The sequence below is a fragment of the Blastococcus sp. KM273129 genome (assembly GCF_021698995.1).
Taxonomy (GTDB): domain Bacteria; phylum Actinomycetota; class Actinomycetes; order Mycobacteriales; family Geodermatophilaceae; genus Blastococcus.
In genome coordinates, this window is record NZ_SSXB01000074.1 from 1 (window position 1) to 21,199 (window position 21,199).

Below are 21,199 nucleotides of genomic sequence, written 5' to 3' on the forward strand. Positions count from 1 at the left end.
CACCGATCTGCAGCTCGACCCGACCCGGGACTACCAACGCCAAGCCCCAACGTGAACGATGTCGCGGGACACCTGTGAACGGTGTCCCGCGACATCGCAGGTGTGGAGACGAGGGGAATCGAACCCCTAACCCCCGCCTTGCAAAGGCGGTGCTCTGCCAATTGAGCTACGTCCCCGGGTGGCCCTGCGCGGGCCGGTGGATCAGCGGGTGGGCGTGCTGACGGCGCCCGGGCCGCTCGTGGCCTCGCGCCAGAGATCGGCCTCGGTCCGGTCGGTGGACCGCTTCCGGACGGCGACGAGTGCACCGGCTGCGGCGGCGACGAGCGCCAGCTTCTTCAGCACGCGGAGAACCTCCTCGGGCGCTTCGCTCGCCGCGGAGGCGACGTGCGGGGGGACGCGGAACCGCGAGGCTCCGGTACACGGGTGGGCCTGGGAGGACTTGAACCTCCGGCCTCATCCTTATCAGGGATGCGCTCTAACCGCCTGAGCTACAGGCCCGTGGACCTCGAACAGCATACGTGACCCCCGCACGACGCCTGCAGGGGGTCCGACACCCTCGGCGAGGTCGCCCCGAGTGGGGCCCGGAGGGTCCCGGGATGGCACGACGGCCACGCTCCGCCCCGCGGGGGACGGCACGTGGCCGCGGTGTCGGGCCGAGTGGGGCCCGGAGAGTCCCGGGATGGCACGACGGCCACGCTCCGCCCCGCGGGGGACGGCACGTGGCCGCGGTGTCGTCCGGAGGACGACGAAGTGCTCAGTCCCGCTCGGAGAGGGTGACCTCGAGCCCGCCGACGAGGTCGGAGCACAAGTTGTAGATGAAGGTGCCGACGGTGCACAGCGCGGTGAGCAGGACGACGTTGATCGCCCCGATGACCGCCGCGCCCCAGAAGACCACGCCCAGCGTCACGACGTCGCCGGTGGACTCCGAACCCGAGGCGCTGCCGATCTGCCCGAACAGGTCGTTCACGGCCTCGAAGACGCCCAGGCCGCCGAGGACCATGTACAGCAGGCCGACCGCCACCATCCAGATGAAGAACAGCGCGATCGACAGCATCAGGGAGATCTTCAGCGCCGACCAGGTGTCGATGTGGCGCACCTGCAGGCGGGCGCGGCGCGGTCCGCGGCCGGCCTTGCCCCGGCCGGTGCGGGCCCCGCCCACGGAGACGCCCCGCGGGGCGCCGTCGTCGTCGGAGCCGCCGGCCGCGGCGTCCGCGTCGGCCACCGGCGCCTGCTGCGCCGTCTCGTCCCCCGCCGCGCCCTGCTGCACCGGACCCTGCTGGGTGGCACCCTGCTGCGCCGGCGTGGCACCGGTCGACGGGTTGAGCGGCTGCGGGACGACCGGTGCCGCTCCCGTGCCGGGTGACTGCGCCCGCTGGCTGCCGGTGGCGGGGATGGACTGCGTGGGCGCCGGCGCCCCGTCCGCGGGGCTGCCCTCCGCCGCGCTCCCGTCCCCTGCCCGGGAGTCGGTGCGCACCGAACCGTGCGTCCGGTCGCTCATGCCAGTCTCCCGTTCCGCAGCGGCGACGCCGCTCCTCCAGTGCCGGGCTCCGCGGCGGTTTCTGGCCGCCGCGGAGCCGCAGTCGCTTGCGTGACTAGCTACTCACCCTAGGCGGCGGGCTCGTCGTTGTCCGTCGTACGCGCGATCGCCACGATCGTCACGTCCTCCGGCAAGTTCATGAGCTTGACGCCCATGGTGGCCCGGTCCTTGTTGTGCCGCACGCCGTTGACCGGCGTCCGGATGACACCGCCACCGGAGGTGATCGCGTACAGCTCGTCGCCGAGGGTCACCGACAGCGCCCCGACGAGCGCCCCCTTGCGGGCCTTCGGGTCGGCCGTGAGCACGCCCTTGCCGCCGCGACCCTGGTTCGGGTAGTTCTCGATCCCGGTGCGCTTGGCGAATCCGCGCTCGGTGGCGACCAGCACGTCGACGCCCTCCTGGACGACGATCATCGACAGCAGGCGGTCGTCCTCGGACAGCGAGATGCCGCGGACGCCCTCGGTGGCGCGCCCCATGGGCCGGAGTGCGGCGTCGTCGGCCTTGAACCGGATCGACATCGCCTTGCGGGTGACCAGCAGGAGGTCCTGCTCCGGGTCGATCAGCGAGGCGCCGACCAGCTCGTCGCCGTCGCGCAGGTTGATCGCGATGACGCCGCCCTGTCGGGGGGAGTCGAAGTCGGTCAGCCGGGTCTTCTTGACCTGCCCCTTGGCGGTGGCCAGCACCAGGTACGGGGCGACCGTGTAGTCCTTGATCTGCATGACCTGGGCGATCTTCTCGTCGCCCTGGAAGGCCAGGATGTTGGCGACGTGCGCGCCCCGGGCGGTGCGGTTGGCCTCCGGGAGCTCGTAGGCCTTGGCGCGGTAGACCCGGCCCTTGTTCGTGAAGAACAGGATCCAGTCGTGGGTGGACCCCACGAAGAAGTGGTCGACGATGTCGTCCTGCTTGAGCTGGGCGCCCATCACCCCCTTGCCGCCGCGGCGCTGCGACCGGTAGAGGTCGCTCTTGGTCCGCTTGGCGTAGCCGGTGCGGGTGATGGTGACGACGACCTCCTCCTCCGCGATGAGGTCCTCCATCGAGACGTCGCCCTCGTTGGGGACGAACTTCGTCCGGCGGTCGTCGCCGTACTTCTCGACGATCTCGGCGAGCTCGTCCTTGACGATCTGCCGCTGGCGCTCCGGCGAGGCGAGGATCGCCTGCAGGTCGGCGATGCGGGCCTCGATCTCGGCCAGCTCGTCCATGATCCGCTGGCGCTCGAGCGCGGCCAGCCGGCGCAGCTGGAGGTCGAGGATGGCGATGGCCTGGACCTCGTCGATGTCCAGGAGCTCCATCAGGCCGCCGCGCGCCTCCTCGGCCGAGGGGCTGCGCCGGATGAGGGCGATGACCTCGTCGAGCTGGTCGAGGGCCTTGGCGTAGCCGCGCAGGATGTGCGCGCGCTCCTCGGCCTTGCGCAGCCGGTACCGGGTGCGCCGCTGGATGACCTCGATCTGGTGGTTGACCCAGTTGCGCACCAGCTCGTCCAGGCGCAGCGTGCGCGGCACGCCGTCGACGATCGAGAGCATGTTGCAGCCGAAGGAGGTCTGCAGCTGCGTGTGCTTGTAGAGGTTGTTCAGGACGACCTTGGCGACCGCGTCACGGCGCAGCGTGATGACCAGCCGGCGGCCGACGCGGTCGGAGGACTCGTCGGCGATCTCGCTGATGCCCTGGAGCCGCCCCTCCTTGACCAGGTCGGCGATGTTCTCGGCCAGGTTGTCGGGGTTGACCTGGTAGGGCAGCTCGGTGACGACGAGCTGCACGCGACCGCGGGCGTCCTCCTCGACGGTGACGACGGCGCGCATGCGCACCGAGCCGCGGCCGGTGCGGTAGGCGTCCTCGATACCCTCGCGGCCGACGATGAGGCCGTGGGTCGGGAAGTCGGGGCCCTTGATCCGCTCCATGCAGGCGGTGAGCGCCTCCTCGGCCTCCGCCTCGGGGTGGTCCAGCATCCAGAAGACGGCCTCGGACACCTCGCGCAGGTTGTGCGGCGGCATGTTCGTGGCCATGCCGACCGCGATCCCGGCGGAGCCGTTGATCAGCAGGTTCGGGATGCGCGCGGGCAGGACGACCGGCTCCTGGGTGCGGCCGTCGTAGTTGCCCTGGAAGTCGACGGTCTCCTCGTCGATGCCGGCCAGCATCTCCATCGCCAGCGGCGTCAGGCGGCACTCGGTGTACCGCATGGCGGCCGCCGGGTCGTTGCCCGGGGAGCCGAAGTTGCCCTGGCCGTCGATGAGCGGGTAGCGCATCGACCACGGCTGGGCGAGGCGGACGAGGGCGTCGTAGATCGCCGAGTCGCCGTGCGGGTGGTAGTTGCCCATGACCTCGGCCACCGGGCGGGCGCACTTCACGTACCCGCGGTCGGGCCGGAAGCCCTGGTCGTACATCGCGAACAGGACGCGGCGGTGCACCGGCTTGAGGCCGTCACGGACCTCGGGCAGCGCGCGCCCGACGATCACGCTCATGGCGTAGTCGATGTAGCTGCGCTGCATCTCCTGCTGGAGGTCGACCGGCTCGACGCGGTCGCGGGGTGGGGTCTCCGTCACGGTTCAGGTCTCCACAGGTCGGTGCACAGGGGTGGACAAAAGGCCAAGTCGACGGCTATGGCCCGGCCCCGCCCTCCCTACCCCGAGCGTGCGAGGCGTGAGGAGGACGGGGTGGTGTCAGACGTCGAGGAAGCGGACGTCCCGGGCGTTGCGGGTGATGAAGCTGCGGCGGGCCTCGACGTCCTCACCCATCAGCACGCTGAAGATCTCGTCCGCCGCGGCCGCGTCCTCCAGGGTCACCTGGCGCAGGATGCGGGTCTCGGGGTTCATCGTGGTCTCCCAGAGCTCGCTGGCGTTCATCTCGCCGAGCCCCTTGAACCGCTGGATCATCTCGTCCTTGATCTTGCGGCCCGCATCGACGCCGGCCTTCACGACGGCGTCCCGCTCCCGGTCGCTGTAGGCGTACTCGTCGCCGACCTTGCCACCCCACTTGATCTTGTACAGCGGGGGCTTGGCCAGGTAGACGTACTGGCCCTCGACCAGCGGGCGCATGAAGCGGAACAGCAGGGTCAGCAGCAGGGTGCTGATGTGCTGGCCGTCGACGTCGGCGTCGGCCATCAGCACGATCTTGTGGTACCGGAGCTTCGAGATGTCGAACTCGTCGTGGATGCCGGTGCCGAACGCGGTGATCATCGACTGGACCTCGGCGTTCTTGAGGACCCGGTCGATGCGCGCCTTCTCGACGTTGATGATCTTGCCGCGGATGGGCAGGATCGCCTGGAACATCGAGTCGCGGCCGGACTTCGCCGAACCGCCGGCGGAGTCACCCTCGACGATGTAGATCTCCGAGGCCCGCGGGTCGGTGGAGCGGCAGTCGGCCAGCTTGCCCGGCAGCGAGTTGTTGCTCAGCAGGCTCTTGCGGGCCAGCTTGCGGGCGTCCTGCGCGGCGCGCCGGGCGCGGGCGGCCGAGGCGGCCTTGGTGATGATCGTCTTGGCCTCGGCGGGGTTGGACTCGAACCAGTGCCCGATCTGCTCGTTGCAGATCTTCTGGACGAAGCCCTTGACCTCGGTGTTGCCGAGCTTGGTCTTGGTCTGGCCCTCGAACTGCGGGTCGCCGATCTTGACCGAGACGATCGCGGCGAGGCCCTCCCGGATGTCGTCGCCGGTGAGCTTCTCGTCCTTCTCCTTGAGCAGCTTCTTCTCGACGGCGTACCGGTTGACGATCGAGGTGAGCGCCGCGCGGAAGCCCTCCTCGTGCGTGCCGCCCTCGTGGGTGTTGATGACGTTGGCGAAGGTGTGCACCGACTCGGAGTAGGCGTCGGACCACTGCATCGCGATGTCCACGGACATGGCCATATCGTTCTTGCCGGTGCCCTCGGCGGAGAAGCCGATGACCGACTTGTGGATCGGCGTCCGGCGCCGGTTGATGTGGCCGACGAAGTCGACGAGGCCGCCGTCGTACCGGTACGTGACCTCCGTCGGCTCGAACGCCTCGTCCTCGGCCTCGGCCGGGGTGGCCGCCTCGGCCAGCGACTCCTCGCCGACACCCGTCTCCGCCTTGGCGTGACCCGGGCGCTCGTCGCGCAGGACGATGGTCAGCCCGGCGTTCAGGAAGGCCATCTCCTGCAGCCGGCGGTTGATCGTGTCGAACGAGTAGGTCGTCGTCTCGAAGATGCCGCCGTCGGCCCAGAAGGTGATCTGGCTGCCGCGCTTGTCGGTCGGCCCGACCTCCACGAGCGGGCCCGGCTTGGCCTCGGTGTACTCCTGGTGCCACTCCTTGCCGCGGGTCCAGACCCGGACGTCGAGCCTGGTCGAGAGGGCGTTGACGACGGTGACGCCGACGCCGTGCAGACCACCGGAGACGCCGTAGCTCTTGCCGTCGAACTTCCCGCCCGCGTGCAGGACGGTCATGATGACCTCGACCGTCGGCCGCTTCTCGACGGGGTGCATGTCCACCGGGATGCCGCGGCCGTTGTCCTCCACCCGGACGCCGCCGTCGGCGAGCAGGGTGACCTTCACGGTGTCGCAGTAGCCGGCCAGCGCCTCGTCGACGGCGTTGTCCACGACCTCCCACACCATGTGGTGCAGACCGCGCTCACCGGTGGAGCCGATGTACATACCGGGGCGCTTCCGCACCGCCTCGAGGCCCTCGAGGACGGTGATGGAACTGCCGGAGTAGGTGTTGTCGACCTGGGGTGCTGCGACCACGTGGGGCCTTCCTCTCGAGCAACCGGCGCGCCGGGGCCCCGAGCACGCACGGGGAGCCGGAACGGCGCAGGAGGGCGCTCAGCCGGTTGCTGACGGTTTTCGTCTCCCACGATACCGCGAGGTACGACAGGAACCGTGCCGTGCACGCCCTGACGTCGTGTCTGCGCCGCTCCCGCGGTTCTCTCCACCATCCTGCTTGGCCCCCGCTCCGACACGCCGTCAAAGGCGGCGCTAGCCGGTCGGGTGCCGGGCGGGGCCACCACCGGTCGGTCGCGTTCCACGTGGAACACAGGCCTCAGGGGGGTCCCGTCGCGTGCCGAGGCCGTCGTCGCCCGCACCGCGCGGCGTCCTCCCGCACCGTCCACCGCGAGGGAGGACGCGCCGCGACCAGGGACCCTGGTCGCGGCCGGAGTCCGATCAGACCAGGAGCTGGGCGGCCGCGAGCTCGCGGTACAGGGGGCTGCTGCCGACCAGCTCGTCGTGGGTCCCCCGGGCGACCACCCGGCCCTCGTCGAGCACCACGATCTGGTCGCTGTCGAGCACCGTGGACAGCCGGTGGGCGACGACCAGCAGCGACCGCCCGCTCGACGCCGCCGCCAGGGTGCTGCGCAGCAGGTTCTCGTTGCGCGCGTCCAGGCTGGCGGTCGGCTCGTCAAGCAGCAGCAGCTCCGGGCGGGCCAGCAGCGATCGCGCGATGGCCAGCCGCTGCCGCTCGCCCCCGGACAGCAGCACGCCCTCGTCACCGACCAGCACGTCGAGCCCGCGCGGCGAGCGCCGGACGACGTCGGTGAGGCCGACGTCGGCGAGGACCGCCCACAGGTCCGGGTCGGTCGCGTCCGGCCGGGTCAGCAGCAGGTTGTCCCGCACGCTGCCCGCGAGCACGGGGGCCTCCTGCTCGACGTAGCCCAGCCGCGCGCGGAGGGCCGCCCGGGGGAGCTCCCGGACGTCGGTGCCCGCCCACCGGATGGTCCCGCCGGCGTGCGGGTAGAAGCCCTCGACCAGCGCCAGGACCGTCGACTTGCCCGCCCCCGAGGGGCCGACGAGCGCCACCCGGCTGCCGACGGGGACCTGCAGGGACACCCCGTGCAGCACCGGCGTCCCGTCCGGGTAGGCGAACGAGACGTCGTCCAGCTCGAGCAGCGGCGCGCCCGCCACCGGCCCGGCCGGTCGTGACCCGGCCCGCTGCGGACGCTCGTCCTGCTCCGGCGGGAGGGCCAGCACCTCCTGGATGCGGGCGAGCGCCCCCAGGCCGGTCTGCAGCTGGGTCCAGGCGGCGATCGCCTGTCCCAGCGGCATGACCAGCAGGAACAGGTAGAGGATGAACGCCACGAGCGACGCCACGGTGATCGACCCGCTGGCCACCCGGTAGCCACCGACGCCGAGCACGGCCAGGAAGGCGCCCTGGACGGCGATCGACCCGGCCGGCGAGATTAGCGCCTCCAGCCGGGCCAACTGGACCCCGGCCGCGTACGCGCGCCGGGCACTGCCGCCGACCGCCGCGATCTCCCGCCCCGTCGCCCCGCTGGCCCGGATGGTGCGCACCGCCGACAGCGCCCGTTCGACCGCCGCCGTCATCGCGCCCACCTCCTCCTGCGCCCGCTGGGACAGCCGGCGCACGCCGCGGGAGGCCAGGACGGCGGTGACCGCCCCGACCGCCACGGCCAGCACGGTGACCAGCAGCAGCCAGACGTCGACGACGGCCATCGCCACCAGCGCGCCGGCCCCGACCACCACCGATCCGGCGACGTCGACCACCCCGGAGGTGACCGTAGCGCGCAGCAGCGTGGTGTCCGAGCCGACCCGGGACATCAGGTCACCGGTGCGCCGTCGGTCGTACTCGGCCACCGGCAGCCGGAGCAGCCGGTCGACCAGGGTCAGCCGGGTGGTGAGCACGAACCCCTCGGCGGTGCTCTGCAGCACGAACCCCTGCAGCGCGCCCAGGGCCGAGGCCACCAGCAGGACGACCACCAGCAGGGCGACCGCGGGCAGCAGCGGCTCACCGGCCCCCACCACGTCGATGACCCGGGCCACCAGGGCCGGCTGGGCGAGCGCGGCGGCCGCACCGACCAGCGACAGCCCCGCGGCGAGCAGCAGCCGGCGGCGGTGCGGCCGCAGCAGGGGGAGCAGGTCGCGCAGCCGCGCGGCCGGGGGCGGCTCGGTGCCCCCGGCCGCGCCGGCGCCGTCCGCCGAGGAGGGTGCGCTCACGGGTGCGGGCGCCCTCAGTACCCCGAGGTGAGGGCGGCGGTGATCGCCGTCAGCAGGCGGGCGTGGTGCTCGAGCAGCTGCGGGCGGTGCCCGTCGGGCCGGATCGCCGCTATGTGGTCGCCCGCGCCCGACCAGAACTCGTCACCGTCGTCGCTGCCCAGCAGCAGGGCGTGCACGGCCGGGTCCTGCGCGAGCCGGCGCAGCCGCGGGTCGTCCTCCGCCGCCAGCAGCAGCCAGCGGGCGTCGAAGGCCTGGTCCCCGCTGGGCATCGGCACCAGGCCACCGGTCCGGTGCCGCCAGAAGCGCGCCGGGCTCAGCCGGAAACCCGGCACGCTGCCCAGCATGGGGACGGCGGTGATCGCGTACTCCGGCACCAGGTAGCGCCCCGACGCGTAGACCACGTCGAACGCCACCAGCTCCAGGGTCCCCACCCGGCCGCGCAGGACGTTCCCGGCCCGGTGGTCCTTGGTGGCCCGCACCGGGGCGCTCGCGATCAGGTCGGCCAGGGGCGCGTCCTGCGGAGCGGTGCCGTCGGACACCGTCCAGCCCTGCTGCAGCGCCCACCCCTGGGCGCCCACGAGGTCGCCCTCGTAGCGGAACACCTGCTCCACCGCACCCGGCTTGCGGCGGCGACGGCCGAACAGGCCGCGCGGAGCCGGCTGCTCCGGGGGCGGGAAGCCCTGCGGGGGGTGTTGCTCCTGCGGGTGCTGCTGCGGCGGGTACGGCGCCTGCTCCGAGGGAGGCACCTGCGGCGGCGGGTACTGCGCGGGCGGGGCGTCGTCGCGAGGGGCCGGTCGGTCGGGCTCCGCGGCGGGCAGGTCCCAGCCCGGGGGCTGCCAGGGCTGGTTCGCCGGCGGCTCGTCACGGGGCGTCTTCCGCCGGTCGGCGACGTTGGGGCGGTCCTCGTCGTCGCCGGACCCACCGCCACCGAGGTGCGGCGGCTCCTGCCAGCCGCGGCCGTCGCCGTCGTCGAAGCCGTCCCGGTCACGGTCGCGGGGGGTGCTCATGCCTGCATCGTCCTCCCCGGCGCCGGCCCGCCGGGCGGGCGCCTCATCCGTACGTGTCGCGCGGTCCCCGCCCGCGCACCGAGCGCGGACCCTTCTTCCAGCTGGGAGCCGTCGGTCCGACAACGCGCAACCTCGTCACGACGTCCCCGCCGACCTGCGCCCGCAGCTTCCCGAGGATCGACGGGGCCAGCAGGCGGAGCTGCGTCGCCCAGGCCGTGGACTCGGCCACGACCAGCAGTTCCCCCTCGGTGAGGGTCTGCGGCCGGCAGTGCGACGCGATGTCCGGGCCGACGATCGCGTCCCAGCGGCCGAAGACCGAGCCGACCTTCGTGCGGGCCGACCAGTCCTGCTGGTTCACCAGGGCGTCGACGAGGTTGCCCAGCGGCTGCGGGTCGTCGGCGCCCGGGCGGGGGCCGGTCCAGGTTCGGCGCGGCCCCGCGATCCGGCGCCGGGTGGGCTGCGGCCGGGACGCCGACGCGGCGCGGGCCGCCTCGAGCGCGGCGCGCGCGACGTCGCTGGGTCGTGCCGGCCGGTCGTCGCTCACGGCATGCCTCCCTCGCCCACCGGGACCGCATCCTTCACCACGAGCGCCATGCCGCCACCCACCTCGACGCGGGTCCCCCGGAGCTCGGCCGGCACGTCGTCGACCACGGCCGCGGTGATCAGCGTCTGCTCGGCCGACCGGGCGACGGCGGCCAGCGCGGCCCGCCGCTCGGCGTCCAGGGTGGCGAAGACGTCGTCCAGCACCAGGATCGGGTCCTCGCCCTCGCTGCGCAGCAGCGCGAAGGTCGCCAGCTTCAGGGCAAGTGCCAGCGACCACGACTCGCCGTGGCTGGCGAAACCCTTCGCGGGGGCCGGACCCAGGTGGATCACCAGGTCGTCGCGGTGCGGGCCGACCAGCGTCATGCCGCGGTCGAGCTCGTCGCCCCGGCGTTCGGCGATGCGGGCGCGCATCGACTCGGCCAGCTCCTCCACCGAGGGCAGCGCGGTGCCGGGCACCAGCGCCGCGCCCTCACCGGCCAGCGGCACCGTCGAGCTGTAGCCGAGCCCGGCCGCGGCGGCACCCGCCCCGGCGACGCCGGCGTAGGAGTCGGCGACGTGCGGCGCGAGGTCGGCGACCAGCCGCAGGCGGGCGGCGAGGACCTGCGCGCCGAGGTCGGTGAGGTGGCCGTCCCAGACGTCGAGAGTCTCCACCGCCTTGCCACGGGCCAGCCGGGCGGTCTTCAGCAGGGCGTTGCGCTGCTTGAGCACGCGGTCGTAGTCGCTGCGCACCCCCGCCAGCCGGGGGGTCCGGGTGGCCAGCAGCTCGTCGAGGAACCGACGCCGCTCGGTCGGGTCGCCACGGACGAGCGAGAGGTCCTCCGGGGCGAAGAGCACCGTGCGGACCAGCCCGAGGAGCTCGCGCGGCCGCGGCAGCGCCGCCCGGTTCACCCGCACCCGGTTCGCCCTGCCGGGGTTGATCTCGATCTCGACCAGCAGCTCGCGGTCACCGCGGCGCAGGGCGGCCCGCACCACCGCCTGCCCCGCCCCGTGCCGGACCAGCGGCGCGTCGGCCGACACCCGGTGGCTGCTCATGGTCGAGAGGTAGCCGACCGCCTCGACGAGGTTGGTCTTGCCCTCCCCGTTGCGGCCGACGAACACCGTCGGCCCCGGGCCGAGGGCCAGGTCCACCCGTTCCCAGCTGCGGAAGTCCCCGACCTGCAGGTGCCTCAGGTACATCTCAGCCTTTCAGGCGACGGCCTGGAACGGCCCCCTTCAGGGACCCGCGCCGAGCGGAGCGAGGCGTGGGGGGAAGGGGGGTCCTTTCTCAGGCGGGCCGCTCGGCCTCCTGCGCCTGGACGGCGCGGACCGCGTGACCACCGAACTGGTTGCGCAGCGCGGCGACGGCCTTCATCGTCGGCGAGTCGTCCTGGCGCGAGGAGAAGCGGGCGAACAACGACGCCGCGATCGTCGGCATGGGGACGGCATTCTCGATCGCCTGCTCCACCGTCCAGCGGCCCTCGCCCGAATCCTCCGCGTAGCCGGAGATGCGCTCCAGCGCGGGGTCCTCCTGGAGCGCCCGGACCAGCAGGTCCAGCAGCCAGGAGCGGATGACGGTGCCCTGCGTCCAGGAGGCGATGACGCCGGGGACGTCCTCGATGAGGTCGACCGCGGCGAGCAGCTCGTACCCCTCGCCGTAGGCCTGCATGAGGGCGTACTCGATGCCGTTGTGGACCATCTTGCTGAAGTGGCCGGCGCCCACGGGGCCGGCGTGCACGTAGCCCGCGCCCGGGATCTCCTGCCCGGACTCGTCCACCGGGGCCGGCGGCTTGAGGGCGTCGAAGATCGGCTGGGCCTTGGCGACGTCCTCCTTCGTGCCACCGACCATGAGCGCGTAGCCGTTCTCCAGGCCCCAGACGCCCCCGGAGACGCCGCAGTCGATGTAGCCGATGCCCTTCTCGCGGCACATGACGTCGTGCACCTGGTCGTCGGTGTACTTGGAGTTGCCGCCGTCGATGATCACGTCACCGGGGGAGAGGAGACCGGCCAGCTCCTTGACGGTCGCGCGCGTCGGCTCGCCCGAGGGCACCATCACCCACACGACGCGGGGCTCGGCGAGCGCCTCGACCAGTGCGGGCAGGCTCTCGACGTCCCGCTTCCCCGGTGACCGGTCGTAGCCCACGACCTCGTGACCGGCGCGGCGCAGCCGCTCGGCCATGTTGCCGCCCATCTTCCCCAGCCCGATCAGACCCAGCTGCACGACTCGCCCCTCTTCGACCTCGACTGCGTTCCCTGCCATCGTGCTCGCCCGGGCACGCTCCCGCCTGCCCGGGCGACGCCCGGCATCACCCGGGCAGCCGCACCGGCATGATCAGGTACCGGTAGCTGCCCGCGCGCTCGGCGGGCACCGGCGGCGCGTCCCCGTCGGCCGGCGGCTCGTCGACGCCGGAGAGCACGGCCGGCTTGAGCGGGCTGGTGAAGTCCATGCGGGCCCGCCCGGTGTGCACCGCGGCCAGGCCGTCGAGCAGGAACGTCGGGTTGAAGCCGATGGTCAGCGGCTCGCCGTCGAAGTCGACGTCGCAGCGCTCCTCAGCCTGCCCCTCGTCGTCGCTGCCCCCGGCGCGCAGCGTCACCTGACCGGGGCTGAACTCGCAGCGCAGCGGCGTCCCCCGCTCGGCGACCAGCGCCACGCGCTTGGCCGCGTCGGTGAACAGGCCGACCGGCAGCGTGGCGTTGGCGAACGACTCCGACGGCATGATCGCGCGGTACTTCACGAACTCGGCGTCCAGCAGCCGGGTGGTGGTCTGCCGGTCCTTGCCGGACAGACCGAGGATGCCCTCGCCCGAGCTGCCGGAGGACAGCGAGAGGGTGATCTCCGGCCCGCTGGTCAGCGTCTTGGCCGCCTCGGCCAGCGTGCGCGCCGGCACCAGCACGGCCGCGGACAGGCCGGAGGTCTGGGGGCGCCAGGCGAACTCGCGGACGGCGAGGCGGTAGCGGTCGGTGGCGGCCAGGGTGATCTGGTCGTCGTCGATCTCCAGGCGGACACCGGTGAGCATGGGGAGCGTGTCGTCCCGCCCCGCGGCGATGGCGACCTGCGCCACCGCCTCGCTGAAGACCTCGCTGTCGACGATGCCGGCCGCCGACGGCATGGCGGGCAGGGACGGGTAGTCCTCGACCGGCAGCGTGGGCAGGCTGAAGCGGGCGTTGCCGCAGGTGATCGCGAGGCGCGGGCCCTCGGCGGTGATCTCGACCGGGTGCGGCGGGAGCGCACGGGTGATCTCGGCCAGCAGCCGGCCCGGGACCAGCACCCGCCCGCTCTCGCTGGTCTGGACGTCGACCTCCGAGCGCGCCGAGACCTCGTAGTCGAAGCCGGAGACCGACAGCTGGTTCCCGTCGGCCTCGAGCAGGATGCCCGCCAGCACCGGGACCGACGGCCGCGGCGGCAGGCTGCGCGCCGTCCAGGCGACGGCGTCGGCGAGCACCTCACGTGCCACCCGGAACTTCATCTCTCGACCACCCATTGCTCGGTCCGCGCCCGTGCGCCGGCCGGGGAGGTGGCCGGTACGGGTGCGGAGCTCGTCGTCGTCCTGCCGCGGGGCGATGGCTCCGCTGCGGTGCTCATCGTGCCTGTTGCAGCCCTCCGTGGGGAAACCCCCGTCCCTCGATGGGCTGCTGGTGGTGCTGGGGGCGCTGGTGCCCGGGTTCGGGGAGCCGGGCACCCGACCCAGCGGAGCGTCCCCACCCGGACTGTGGTTCGAGAAATCTCCGGGATAACTCCTTCATCCTCGTCATCACTGGTGTGGAAGCTGGGGATCGGAGCCCTTTCCGCAGGTCAGCGATCGATCCGGGGTGTTGGCCGGTTGTGGGTGGTCACCGTCCCCCTGTTGTCGACACGTGGACAGATCGACGGTTGTGCACGGTGACCGCCGGTGGTCCACGTCCTGTCCCCCGCGTCTCCCCGGCTCGTCCCCAGGTGGTGTGCACCGGCTGCGCGGGGCCGGTGGGCACGGGTGCGGGCCGGGTCGTCCCTCAGGGCCATCCGCGCAGGTCAGCCGCGTGCAGACCGGATGCGGCGTGCTGCCGGGCGACCGACCCGCGGGGCCGGGTCGCGCGGCGGCGGAACGGTGTCGACCGGACTTTCCCCCAGCTGTGCACATCCCTGGGGACAACTTCTCGACGAGTCGACGCCGGCCACCGCCGTCACACGGGTCATCGTGCGCAGAACCAGCGGTTCCGCCATCCCCAGGGATCCACACAGGTGTGGACAATGACTTGTCGACCGCGTCGGGACGGTGGCCGGCAGGTGTCCGCACGGTGACTCCACCGGCTGCGCTGCGTCACCGCCGAAGGCCGCGGAGAGCCCCGCCGAGCGGCCCCGACCAGGGCACCGCCCCGAGCGTGCGAGGGGTGGGGAGGGCGCGGCCGCTCCTACTGCCGGGCGCGGCTCTTGATGCGGGCGGTCAGCTCGGTGACCTGCGTGTACGTCGCCCGCCGCTCGCTCATCAGGTTGGTGATCTTCTTGACGGCGTGCATGACCGTGGTGTGGTCCTTGCCGCCGAAGGACGCCCCGATGCGCGGCAGCGACAGCTCGGTGAGCTCCCGGCAGAGGTACATCGCGATCTGCCGCGCGTTGACCAGGGTGCGGCTGCGGTTGGTGCCCTGCAGCTCCTCCATCGTCACGGAGAAGTACTCCGCGGTGGCGGCCATGATGATCGCCGCGGTGATCTGCGGGCCCTGCTCGTCGCTGATCAGGTCCTTGAGCACCAGCTCGGCCAGCGGCAGGTCCACCTGCTGCTTGTTCAGCGACGCGAACGCCGTGACGCGGATCAGCGCGCCCTCCAGCTCGCGGATGTTGGTCTGCACCTTCGACGCGATGAACTCCAGCACCTGGTCGGGCACCTGCAGCCGCTCGCCCCACGCCTTCTTGCGGAGGATCGCGATGCGGGTCTCGAGGTCGGGCGCCTGGACGTCGGTGATCAGGCCCCACTCGAAGCGGGTGCGCAGCCGGTCCTCCAGCGTCGTCAGCTTCTTCGGCGGCCGGTCGGAGGTGATGACGATCTGCTTGCTGGCGTTGTGCAGGGTGTTGAAGGTGTGGAAGAACTCCTCCTGCGTCCGCTCGGCGCGCTCCAGGAACTGGATGTCGTCGATGAGCAGGAAGTCGATGTCCCGGTAGCGACGGCGGAAGTCCTCGGCCCGGCCGGAGTGCACCAGGTTGATGAACTCGTTGGTGAACTCCTCGGTGCTGACGTAGCGCACCTTGACGTTGGGGAACATGCGCGCGGCGTAGTGGCCGATCGCGTGCAGCAGGTGGGTCTTCCCCAGGCCGGACTCGCCGTAGATGAACAGCGGGTTGTACGCGCGGGCCGGCGCCTCGGCGACCGCGACCGCCGCGGCGTGGGCGAAGCGGTTGCTGTTGCCGATGACGAAACTGTCGAAGACGTACTTGGGGTTGAGCCCCGGGTCCAGGCCGGCCGGCCGGCCGCCCTCCGGACGGCGGCCGCGGGGCACGGCCCCGGACCGGCGCTGCTCCCCCGCCGCGGCGTCGACGTCGAAGGGCAGCACGTCGGCGGTCGGCGCGGTCCCGGCCCCGCCCCAGTCCCGGTCGTCGGCCGGCGCCGCCGCGCCACCGCCCCAGGTCGTGGTGCTCCAGTCCTCGGGCGCCCCGCGGTCGGCGGGGGGACGCGGCGGGCCGTCGGCGGGGTGCAGCTCCCGGATCTCGGGGAAGTCGTGGCCGATCGGCCGGTCGGCGGACGCGGGCCGGTCCCACGGCGCCGGAGTGCCGACGACGTCGGTGCGGACGCCGAACGCGCTGCGCCCGTCGTCGGCACGGTCCCGGGTCGCCTGGTCCTCCTCGGCGCGCTGCGCCTCGACCGCCGACCAGGGGCGGCGCGTCGGTTCCTCGTCCAGGGGCGCGACCACCGGCGCGGGGGGCGCGTCCTCGAGCTGGACGGCGACGTGGATGTCCCGCCCGAACTGCTCGGACAGGGCCTCGGCCAGCACCCGGCGCATGCGCGACTCGAGCACCGTCTGGGTGAACTCGTTCGGAGCGGCCAGCACCGCGGTGCCCTCGAACAGGCCGACGGGCCGGGTGAGGTTCAGCATCGCGTTCTGCTGCGGGGAGAGGCTGGTCGCCAGCCGCTCGCGGATCTGGTCCCAGACAGTTGGCAGATCCGGCGTGTCGGCCATCCCGCTTCGTCCTCCCATGCAGTCGACCCCACGGCCGGTCCGGTACGCCCGGCGGTCCGCGCCGAGCTCCCCCCGTGATCCGTCCAGCATCCACCCGTGCCCGCGGCTGTGGACGCGCGGGCGCAGGTGTTCCACACGGGTGTCCACAGGCTGTGCACGGCCGGCGAGGTGCTGGGCCGGCGTCGCACGGCGATCCGGCCGGAAGAGCATCGCTGCAGGTCACGGCCGGTGTGCGACGGTTGGAGGGGAGGTCCGGCGGTCGGTCGACCGACGGGGTCGGCCCACGCGTCGTGACCCTGACGCCCGACGCGGAGCGACGGCGACGCTAACAGCTTCATCCACAGCCGGGCAACGCCGACAGGGGCGACGGACCCGCGTCGCCCCGTGCGGCCTGTCCGTGCTCGGGCGGCCGCACGGGAAGCGGCGGTGACGGGCGGCACCGGCGCGCCGGGCGGCGTGCGCCCCGGGTCCGGCGGCAGGATGGGCGGTCGGCCTGCGACCGGCCGCCGCCCGGCGCCGGTCCTCGGCTATGCTGGCGGGAGTCTGTGGACGGGTGTGCCCGTTCCCGGCCGCCGCAGTGCGCCTGCGCGGCCAGGTCGGGGCGTCGCCGTCCGCAGTGCCAGCTTCTGGGGTGCCGGGTGCGGCGGACGCCGCCACCGTCACCCCGCGCGTCCCCGTCCACCGACGGGGCCGCACCGCCGATGCCGTGTAGTGGGAGTACCTCGTGAGCAAGCGCACCTTCCAGCCGAACAACCGCCGCCGGTCCAAGACCCACGGCTTCCGGCTGCGGATGCGGACCCGCGCCGGCCGGGCGATCCTCGCCACCCGTCGGCGCAAGGGCCGCGAGAAGCTCTCCGCCTGACGTGCTGCCTGCGCAGGCACGCCTGCGCCGGCGCCCGGAGTTCACCGCGGTGGTCCGATCCGGCCGGCGCGCCGGGCGGCCGACCATGGTGCTGCACTACCTCCCCGAACGGCCCGAGCAGCCGGCCGGCGACACCTCGTCGCCGGCGGTTGCGCGGGCCGGTTTCGTGGTGGGCAGGAGCGTGGGCAACTCGGTGGTCCGCCACCGGGTGACCCGCCGGCTGCGTGCCGTCGTCCGCACGGAGCTGGACCGGCTGCCCGCGAGCGCGGACCTCGTCGTCCGCGCCCGCCCCGAGGCCGCGGACGCCGATTCGGCGGCGCTGCACCGCGACCTGACCGCAGGCCTGGACCGGCTGCTCGGCGACCGGGGGCCCCGGCGATGACCGGCCCGGCGGGGCCGGACCCGCGGCGTTCCGCCGCCGCGCGGTTGCTGCTGCGCGCGGTCGGCTTCTACTCCCGCGCCATCAGCCCGGCGTTCCCGCCGCGCTGCCGGTTCCACCCCACGTGCAGCGCCTACGCCGCCGAGGCGGTCGCGCGGCACGGCGCAGGCCGGGGCAGCTGGCTGACGCTGGTCCGGCTGGCCAAGTGCGCACCCTGGCACCCGGGCGGGGTCGACCCCGTCCCGCCGGCCCGTGGAACCGGGACGGGCTCCCGCTCGTCCACCCCAGCGGCACGTCCTCCGGTCGCGCCGTCCGATGACCCCGGCCGCGAGGCCACCCCGCCGGCCGCGTGCCGGACCCCGCAGGAGGAGTCCTCCGTTGCTTGACTGGCTGTACACCGCCATCTCCTGGGTCATGGCCCGGTGGCACTCGCTGTGGAACCTGGTCTTCGGCGACCCGGCGCCTGAGACAGCCCTCGGCGGCCTGAGCTGGGTGCTCGCGATCGTCTTCCTGGTCGTCACGATCCGGCTCATCCTCTTCCCGCTCTTCGTCAAGCAGGTCAAGTCGCAGCGGGCGATGCAGGAGCTCCAGCCGGAGATCGCCAAGCTGCGCAAGCAGTACGGCAGCGACCGCCAGGGCATGGCGGTGGCGATGCAGCAGCTCCAGAAGGAGCGCGGCGTCAACCCGCTGGCCGGCTGCCTGCCGATCCTGCCGCAGATCCCGGTCTTCCTGGCGCTGTTCCACGTCCTGCGCCGGCTCGCGCCGGACAAGCAGGGGCTCTACTCCTGGACCGACGAGCTCACCGACCAGGCCGCCCGCGCGCAGCTCTTCGGTGCGCCGATCTCCGCGTCGTTCAACATGAGCGGCGCCAAGGAGGAGGCGATCCTCGGGATCGCCGGCGTCAACTACACGAACATCCGCATCGTCGCGTTCGCGCTGATCGTGGTCATGTGCTTCACGACGTACTTCACGCAGAAGCAGATCATGGCGCGCTCGGGCCCGGTCGAGGGCCAGGCCGCGATGGTGCAGAAGCTGATGCTCTACGGCGTCCCCATCAGCCTCTTCGTCTCCGGGTTCATCTTCCCGATCGGTGTCCTCATCTACTGGATGACGAACAACCTGTGGACCATGGGCCAGCAGTTCTTCATCCTGCGCAAGATGCCGCCGCCCGGCTCCGACGCCGCCAAGGCCAAGGCCGCGGCGGAGAAGCCGGCGATCGACCCCAAGACGCTGGCTCCCAAGCCCGGCGCCAAGCCGGTCCGCCCCAAGCAGGGTCGCCCGTCGGGCAGCACCGTCGCCCCGTCCAGCACCGTGGACGGCGACGGCGTCGTCGGGCCGGACCCTGCAGCCGGCGGCTCCACCGCGAACGGGTCGACGGGCAACGGGTCCGCCGGGTCGCGCTCCGCCGGCTCGGGTTCGGGCCGCACGTCCCGCCCCGGCGCGGGCCAGGGGCCGGCCAACCGTGGGAAGCGGAAGCGTCGCTGACCTCCGCCGTACCGCTCGACCGCCGGTCCCGTCCGCCTCGACGTGGACGGCGACATCGACCTCGACGTCGAGGGCGACCGGGCATCGGTCGCGATCGTCGGGGGCAAGCTGGGCGACCTCATCGGGCCGGACGGTGCGACGCTGGAGGCGCTGCAGGAGCTCACCCGCCTCGCCGTCGCGCAGTCCACCGGCGTGCGCAGCCGGCTCATGCTCGACGTCGGCGGGTACCGGGCCAAGCGACGGGCGGACCTCACCTCGCTGGCCGCGGAGACCGCGCGGCGGGTCGCCGCCAGCGGGCAGCCCGAGCGGCTCAGCCCGATGAACCCGTTCGAGCGCAAGGTCGTGCACGACGTCATCGCCTCGGTCGCGGGGGTGCACAGCGAGTCGGAGGGCGAGGAGCCCCGCCGCCGCGTCGTGGTCCTGCCCGACAGGTGAGCGGGGCAGGTCCCGGAGCCGGCGCCGTGGACGTGCCGCAGGTCCCGGCCGCGCCGGCGCAGGCGGGCGCAGTGTTCGGCGCGGCCCTCCCCGCGGCGCAGCGCTACGTGGCCCGGCTGGCCTCCGACGGGGTGACCCGGGGCCTGATCGGGCCGCGCGAGGTCCCGCGGTTGTGGGAGCGGCACGTGCTCAACAGCGCGGCGGTGGCCGAGGCGGTTCCCCGCGACGCACGGGTGGTCGACGTGGGCAGCGGTGCCGGTCTCCCCGGGATCCCCCTCGGCCTGGCCCGCCCCGACATCGCGCTGACGCTGGTCGAGCCGATGGCTCGCCGGGTGGAGTTCCTGGAGGAGGCGGTCGCCGATCTGGCCGAGCCACCGGCCGCCTGGCGGGTGGTGCGGGGCCGCGCCGAGGACCGATCGGTCGTCGCCGCCGTCGGCCGGGTCGACGTCGTCACGGCCCGGGCCGTCGCACCGCTCCCCCGCCTGGTCGGCTGGTGCCGCGGTTTGCTCCGGCCGGGTGCCCAGCTGGTGGCGCTCGTCGGAGCCCGCGCGCTCGCCCAGCTGCCGGCGCTCCGCCCCGAGCTGCACGCCGCCGGGATGCGCGACATCGAGGCACGGGCCGTCGGTGCATCACTGGGGGACGCTGCCACTACCGTGGTGGTCATGACACGGGGGGACCGGTGACGGCGCCGGCAGGCCCACGCGCGTCCTGTTCCACGTGGAACAGCCAGCGCTACCCGACCCGTTCCACGTGAAACGCCGGCAGAGGGAGGACCTGCGATGACCGACCCGGGCGAGCGGCTGCGCAGCAGCCTCGCCGCTGACCAGTCGGCGACGACGTCCTCGGGTGGGCTCGCGGACTTCGACAGCCCGATCGCCATGGAGGCCCTGCGCGCGACGCGCGTGCTGCACGCCGCCGAGCAGGAGCCGTTCCCGGCTCCCGGGCGCATCCGGGTCATCACCATCGCGAACCAGAAGGGCGGGGTCGGCAAGACCACGTCCACGGTGAACCTGGGGGTGGCGCTCGCCCTGTACGGGCTGCGGACCCTGGTGATCGACCTCGACCCGCAGGGCAACGCGAGCACCGCCCTCGGCGTGGAGCACACCGTGGGCACGCCCTCGATCTACGACGCGCTCGTCGGCGACAGCACGCTCTCCGAGGTGGTGCACCAGACGACGGCCAGCCCCAACCTGCTCTGCGTCCCGGCGACCATCGACCTCGCCGGCGCCGAGATCGAGCTGGTCTCGGTGGTCGCCCGCGAGCACCGGCTGCGCCGGTCGATCGAGGCCTACGTGGCGGCGCTCCCGCGGGAACGCCGCCCGCACTACGTGCTCATCGACTGCCCCCCGTCGCTGGGGCTGCTGACGTTGAACGCGCTGGTGGCCGGCGACGAGGTCCTCATCCCCATCCAGTGCGAGTACTACGCGCTCGAGGGCCTCGGTCAGCTGCTCAACAACATCGACCTGGTCCGCCAGCACCTCAACCCCGGGATCGCCGTCCGGACCATCCTCCTGACGATGTACGACGGGCGGACCAAGCTCGCCGACCAGGTGGCCGACGAGGTGCGCAACCACTTCGGCGAGCTGGTCCTGGACGCGGTCATCCCCCGCAACGTCCGCGTCTCCGAGGCCCCCGGCTACGGGCAGTCGGTGCTCACCTACGACCCGGGCTCGCGTGGTTCGACCAGCTACGTCGAGGCCGCCCGGGAGCTGGCCCAGCGTGGTGTCGCGCTCGAGCGGCTCGACGCGGCTGCGGGTGGCAACGGGGCCACCCCGGTCGGCGCCCTCGCCTTCGGGGAGACGTCGGTGCCGTTCCGCCAGGACCCCCAGTGACCACCCCTGCCAGCGAGGAGCAGCGATGACGAAGCGAGGCGGCCTGGGACGCGGGCTGGCGGCGCTCATCCCCACGGGCCCGGCGCCCACCCCTCCCCCGGTCGCC

At 73.2% G+C, this 21,199-nt stretch carries 18 protein-coding genes and 2 tRNA genes; 7 read left to right on the forward strand and 13 right to left on the reverse strand.

Translation table 11 applies throughout. From position 1 onward, the window contains the following. Positions 1-103 precede the first annotated feature (103 nt). From E9565_RS17390 to dnaA, 13 genes are all read right to left on the reverse strand, one after another. A tRNA-Ala gene (locus E9565_RS17390) sits at positions 104-176 on the reverse strand. A gap of 25 nt (positions 177-201) precedes the next feature. Continuing rightward, complete coding sequence (locus E9565_RS17395; protein WP_170852331.1) at positions 202-342, reverse strand: DLW-39 family protein; 141 nt, start codon at positions 340-342, stop codon at positions 202-204. Positions 343-424: 82 nt separating this feature from the next. Continuing rightward, positions 425-498: transfer RNA gene (locus E9565_RS17400), tRNA-Ile, on the reverse strand. A 256-nt stretch (positions 499-754) separates the two neighbouring features. Further along, positions 755-1,498: a DUF3566 domain-containing protein gene (locus tag E9565_RS17405; protein ID WP_236826819.1), complete on the reverse strand. Its 744-nt coding sequence runs from the start codon at positions 1,496-1,498 to the stop codon at positions 755-757. 107 nt (positions 1,499-1,605) lie between these two features. After that, entirely contained in the window at positions 1,606-4,074 is a 2,469-nt protein-coding gene (gyrA, locus tag E9565_RS17410; RefSeq protein ID WP_236826818.1) for a DNA gyrase subunit A, read from the reverse strand. Between the two features lie 117 nt (positions 4,075-4,191). Further along, complete coding sequence (gyrB, locus tag E9565_RS17415; RefSeq protein WP_236826817.1) at positions 4,192-6,222, reverse strand: DNA topoisomerase (ATP-hydrolyzing) subunit B; 2,031 nt, start codon at positions 6,220-6,222, stop codon at positions 4,192-4,194. 417 nt (positions 6,223-6,639) lie between these two features. After that, positions 6,640-8,427 carry an ABC transporter ATP-binding protein gene (locus E9565_RS17420; protein ID WP_236836074.1) on the reverse strand — a complete coding sequence of 596 codons (1,788 nt, stop codon included), beginning with the start codon at positions 8,425-8,427 and terminating at the stop codon, positions 6,640-6,642. A 14-nt stretch (positions 8,428-8,441) separates the two neighbouring features. Then, entirely contained in the window at positions 8,442-9,434 is a 993-nt protein-coding gene (locus E9565_RS17425) for a hypothetical protein (protein WP_236836076.1), read from the reverse strand. A 43-nt stretch (positions 9,435-9,477) separates the two neighbouring features. Further along, complete coding sequence (locus E9565_RS17430; RefSeq protein ID WP_236836078.1) at positions 9,478-9,978, reverse strand: DUF721 domain-containing protein; 501 nt, start codon at positions 9,976-9,978, stop codon at positions 9,478-9,480. Further along, a complete protein-coding gene (recF, locus tag E9565_RS17435) occupies positions 9,975-11,153 on the reverse strand; it encodes a DNA replication/repair protein RecF (protein WP_236826813.1) in 1,179 nt (392 codons plus the stop codon). The genes E9565_RS17430 and recF overlap by 4 nt, the downstream gene beginning before the upstream one ends. Positions 11,154-11,241: 88 nt before the next feature. Next, positions 11,242-12,213: a phosphogluconate dehydrogenase (NAD(+)-dependent, decarboxylating) gene (gene gnd, locus E9565_RS17440; protein WP_255715191.1), complete on the reverse strand. Its 972-nt coding sequence runs from the start codon at positions 12,211-12,213 to the stop codon at positions 11,242-11,244. A gap of 46 nt (positions 12,214-12,259) precedes the next feature. Further along, the gene (gene dnaN / locus E9565_RS17445) at positions 12,260-13,420 is read right to left on the reverse strand and encodes a DNA polymerase III subunit beta (protein ID WP_236836081.1); all 1,161 of its coding nucleotides are present in this window, start codon (positions 13,418-13,420) and stop codon (positions 12,260-12,262) included. A 922-nt stretch (positions 13,421-14,342) separates the two neighbouring features. Then, positions 14,343-16,100, reverse strand: a complete 1,758-nt coding sequence (gene dnaA, locus E9565_RS17450) for a chromosomal replication initiator protein DnaA (RefSeq protein WP_236836083.1) — start codon at positions 16,098-16,100, stop codon at positions 14,343-14,345. Between the two features lie 724 nt (positions 16,101-16,824). Here dnaA and rpmH point away from each other — a divergent pair. The 7 genes from rpmH (at position 16,825) to E9565_RS17485 (ending at position 21,093) form a co-directional block, all read left to right on the forward strand. Continuing rightward, positions 16,825-16,962 (forward strand): 50S ribosomal protein L34, encoded by a 138-nt coding sequence (gene rpmH / locus E9565_RS17455; protein WP_091930872.1) that lies wholly within the window; start codon positions 16,825-16,827, stop codon positions 16,960-16,962. 1 nt (position 16,963) lies between these two features. Beyond that, positions 16,964-17,344, forward strand: coding sequence for a ribonuclease P protein component (gene rnpA, locus E9565_RS17460; RefSeq protein ID WP_236826809.1), 381 nt, complete (start codon positions 16,964-16,966; stop codon positions 17,342-17,344). After that, positions 17,341-17,727, forward strand: a complete 387-nt coding sequence (gene yidD, locus E9565_RS17465) for a membrane protein insertion efficiency factor YidD (protein WP_236836088.1) — start codon at positions 17,341-17,343, stop codon at positions 17,725-17,727. The genes rnpA and yidD overlap by 4 nt, the downstream gene beginning before the upstream one ends. Beyond that, positions 17,720-18,826 carry a membrane protein insertase YidC gene (gene yidC / locus E9565_RS17470; protein WP_236826807.1) on the forward strand — a complete coding sequence of 369 codons (1,107 nt, stop codon included), beginning with the start codon at positions 17,720-17,722 and terminating at the stop codon, positions 18,824-18,826. Before yidD ends, yidC begins: the two co-directional genes overlap by 8 nt. Positions 18,827-18,868: 42 nt before the next feature. Then, entirely contained in the window at positions 18,869-19,261 is a 393-nt protein-coding gene (locus E9565_RS23370) for a R3H domain-containing nucleic acid-binding protein (protein WP_236836091.1), read from the forward strand. 26 nt (positions 19,262-19,287) lie between these two features. Continuing rightward, complete coding sequence (gene rsmG / locus E9565_RS17480) at positions 19,288-19,944, forward strand: 16S rRNA (guanine(527)-N(7))-methyltransferase RsmG (protein WP_236836093.1); 657 nt, start codon at positions 19,288-19,290, stop codon at positions 19,942-19,944. 96 nt (positions 19,945-20,040) lie between these two features. Then, the gene (locus E9565_RS17485) at positions 20,041-21,093 is read left to right on the forward strand and encodes a ParA family protein (protein ID WP_236826804.1); all 1,053 of its coding nucleotides are present in this window, start codon (positions 20,041-20,043) and stop codon (positions 21,091-21,093) included. The last annotated feature ends 106 nt before the right edge of the window (positions 21,094-21,199 follow it).

What these genes read in the sequence shown, in the direction of transcription:
- E9565_RS17405 (WP_236826819.1), bottom strand. Translation starts at nt 1,498, where the DNA reads ATGAGCGACCGGACGCACGGTTCGGTGCGCACCGACTCCCGGGCAGGG.
- E9565_RS17425 (WP_236836076.1), bottom strand. Translation starts at nt 9,434, where the DNA reads ATGAGCACCCCCCGCGACCGTGACCGGGACGGCTTCGACGACGGCGAC.
- recF (WP_236826813.1), bottom strand. Translation starts at nt 11,153, where the DNA reads ATGTACCTGAGGCACCTGCAGGTCGGGGACTTCCGCAGCTGGGAACGG.
- gnd (WP_255715191.1), bottom strand. Translation starts at nt 12,213, where the DNA reads ATGGCAGGGAACGCAGTCGAGGTCGAAGAGGGGCGAGTCGTGCAGCTG.
- dnaN (WP_236836081.1), bottom strand. Translation starts at nt 13,420, where the DNA reads ATGAAGTTCCGGGTGGCACGTGAGGTGCTCGCCGACGCCGTCGCCTGG.
- dnaA (WP_236836083.1), bottom strand. Translation starts at nt 16,100, where the DNA reads ATGGCCGACACGCCGGATCTGCCAACTGTCTGGGACCAGATCCGCGAG.
- yidD (WP_236836088.1), top strand. Translation starts at nt 17,341, where the DNA reads ATGACCGGCCCGGCGGGGCCGGACCCGCGGCGTTCCGCCGCCGCGCGG.
- E9565_RS17485 (WP_236826804.1), top strand. Translation starts at nt 20,041, where the DNA reads ATGACCGACCCGGGCGAGCGGCTGCGCAGCAGCCTCGCCGCTGACCAG.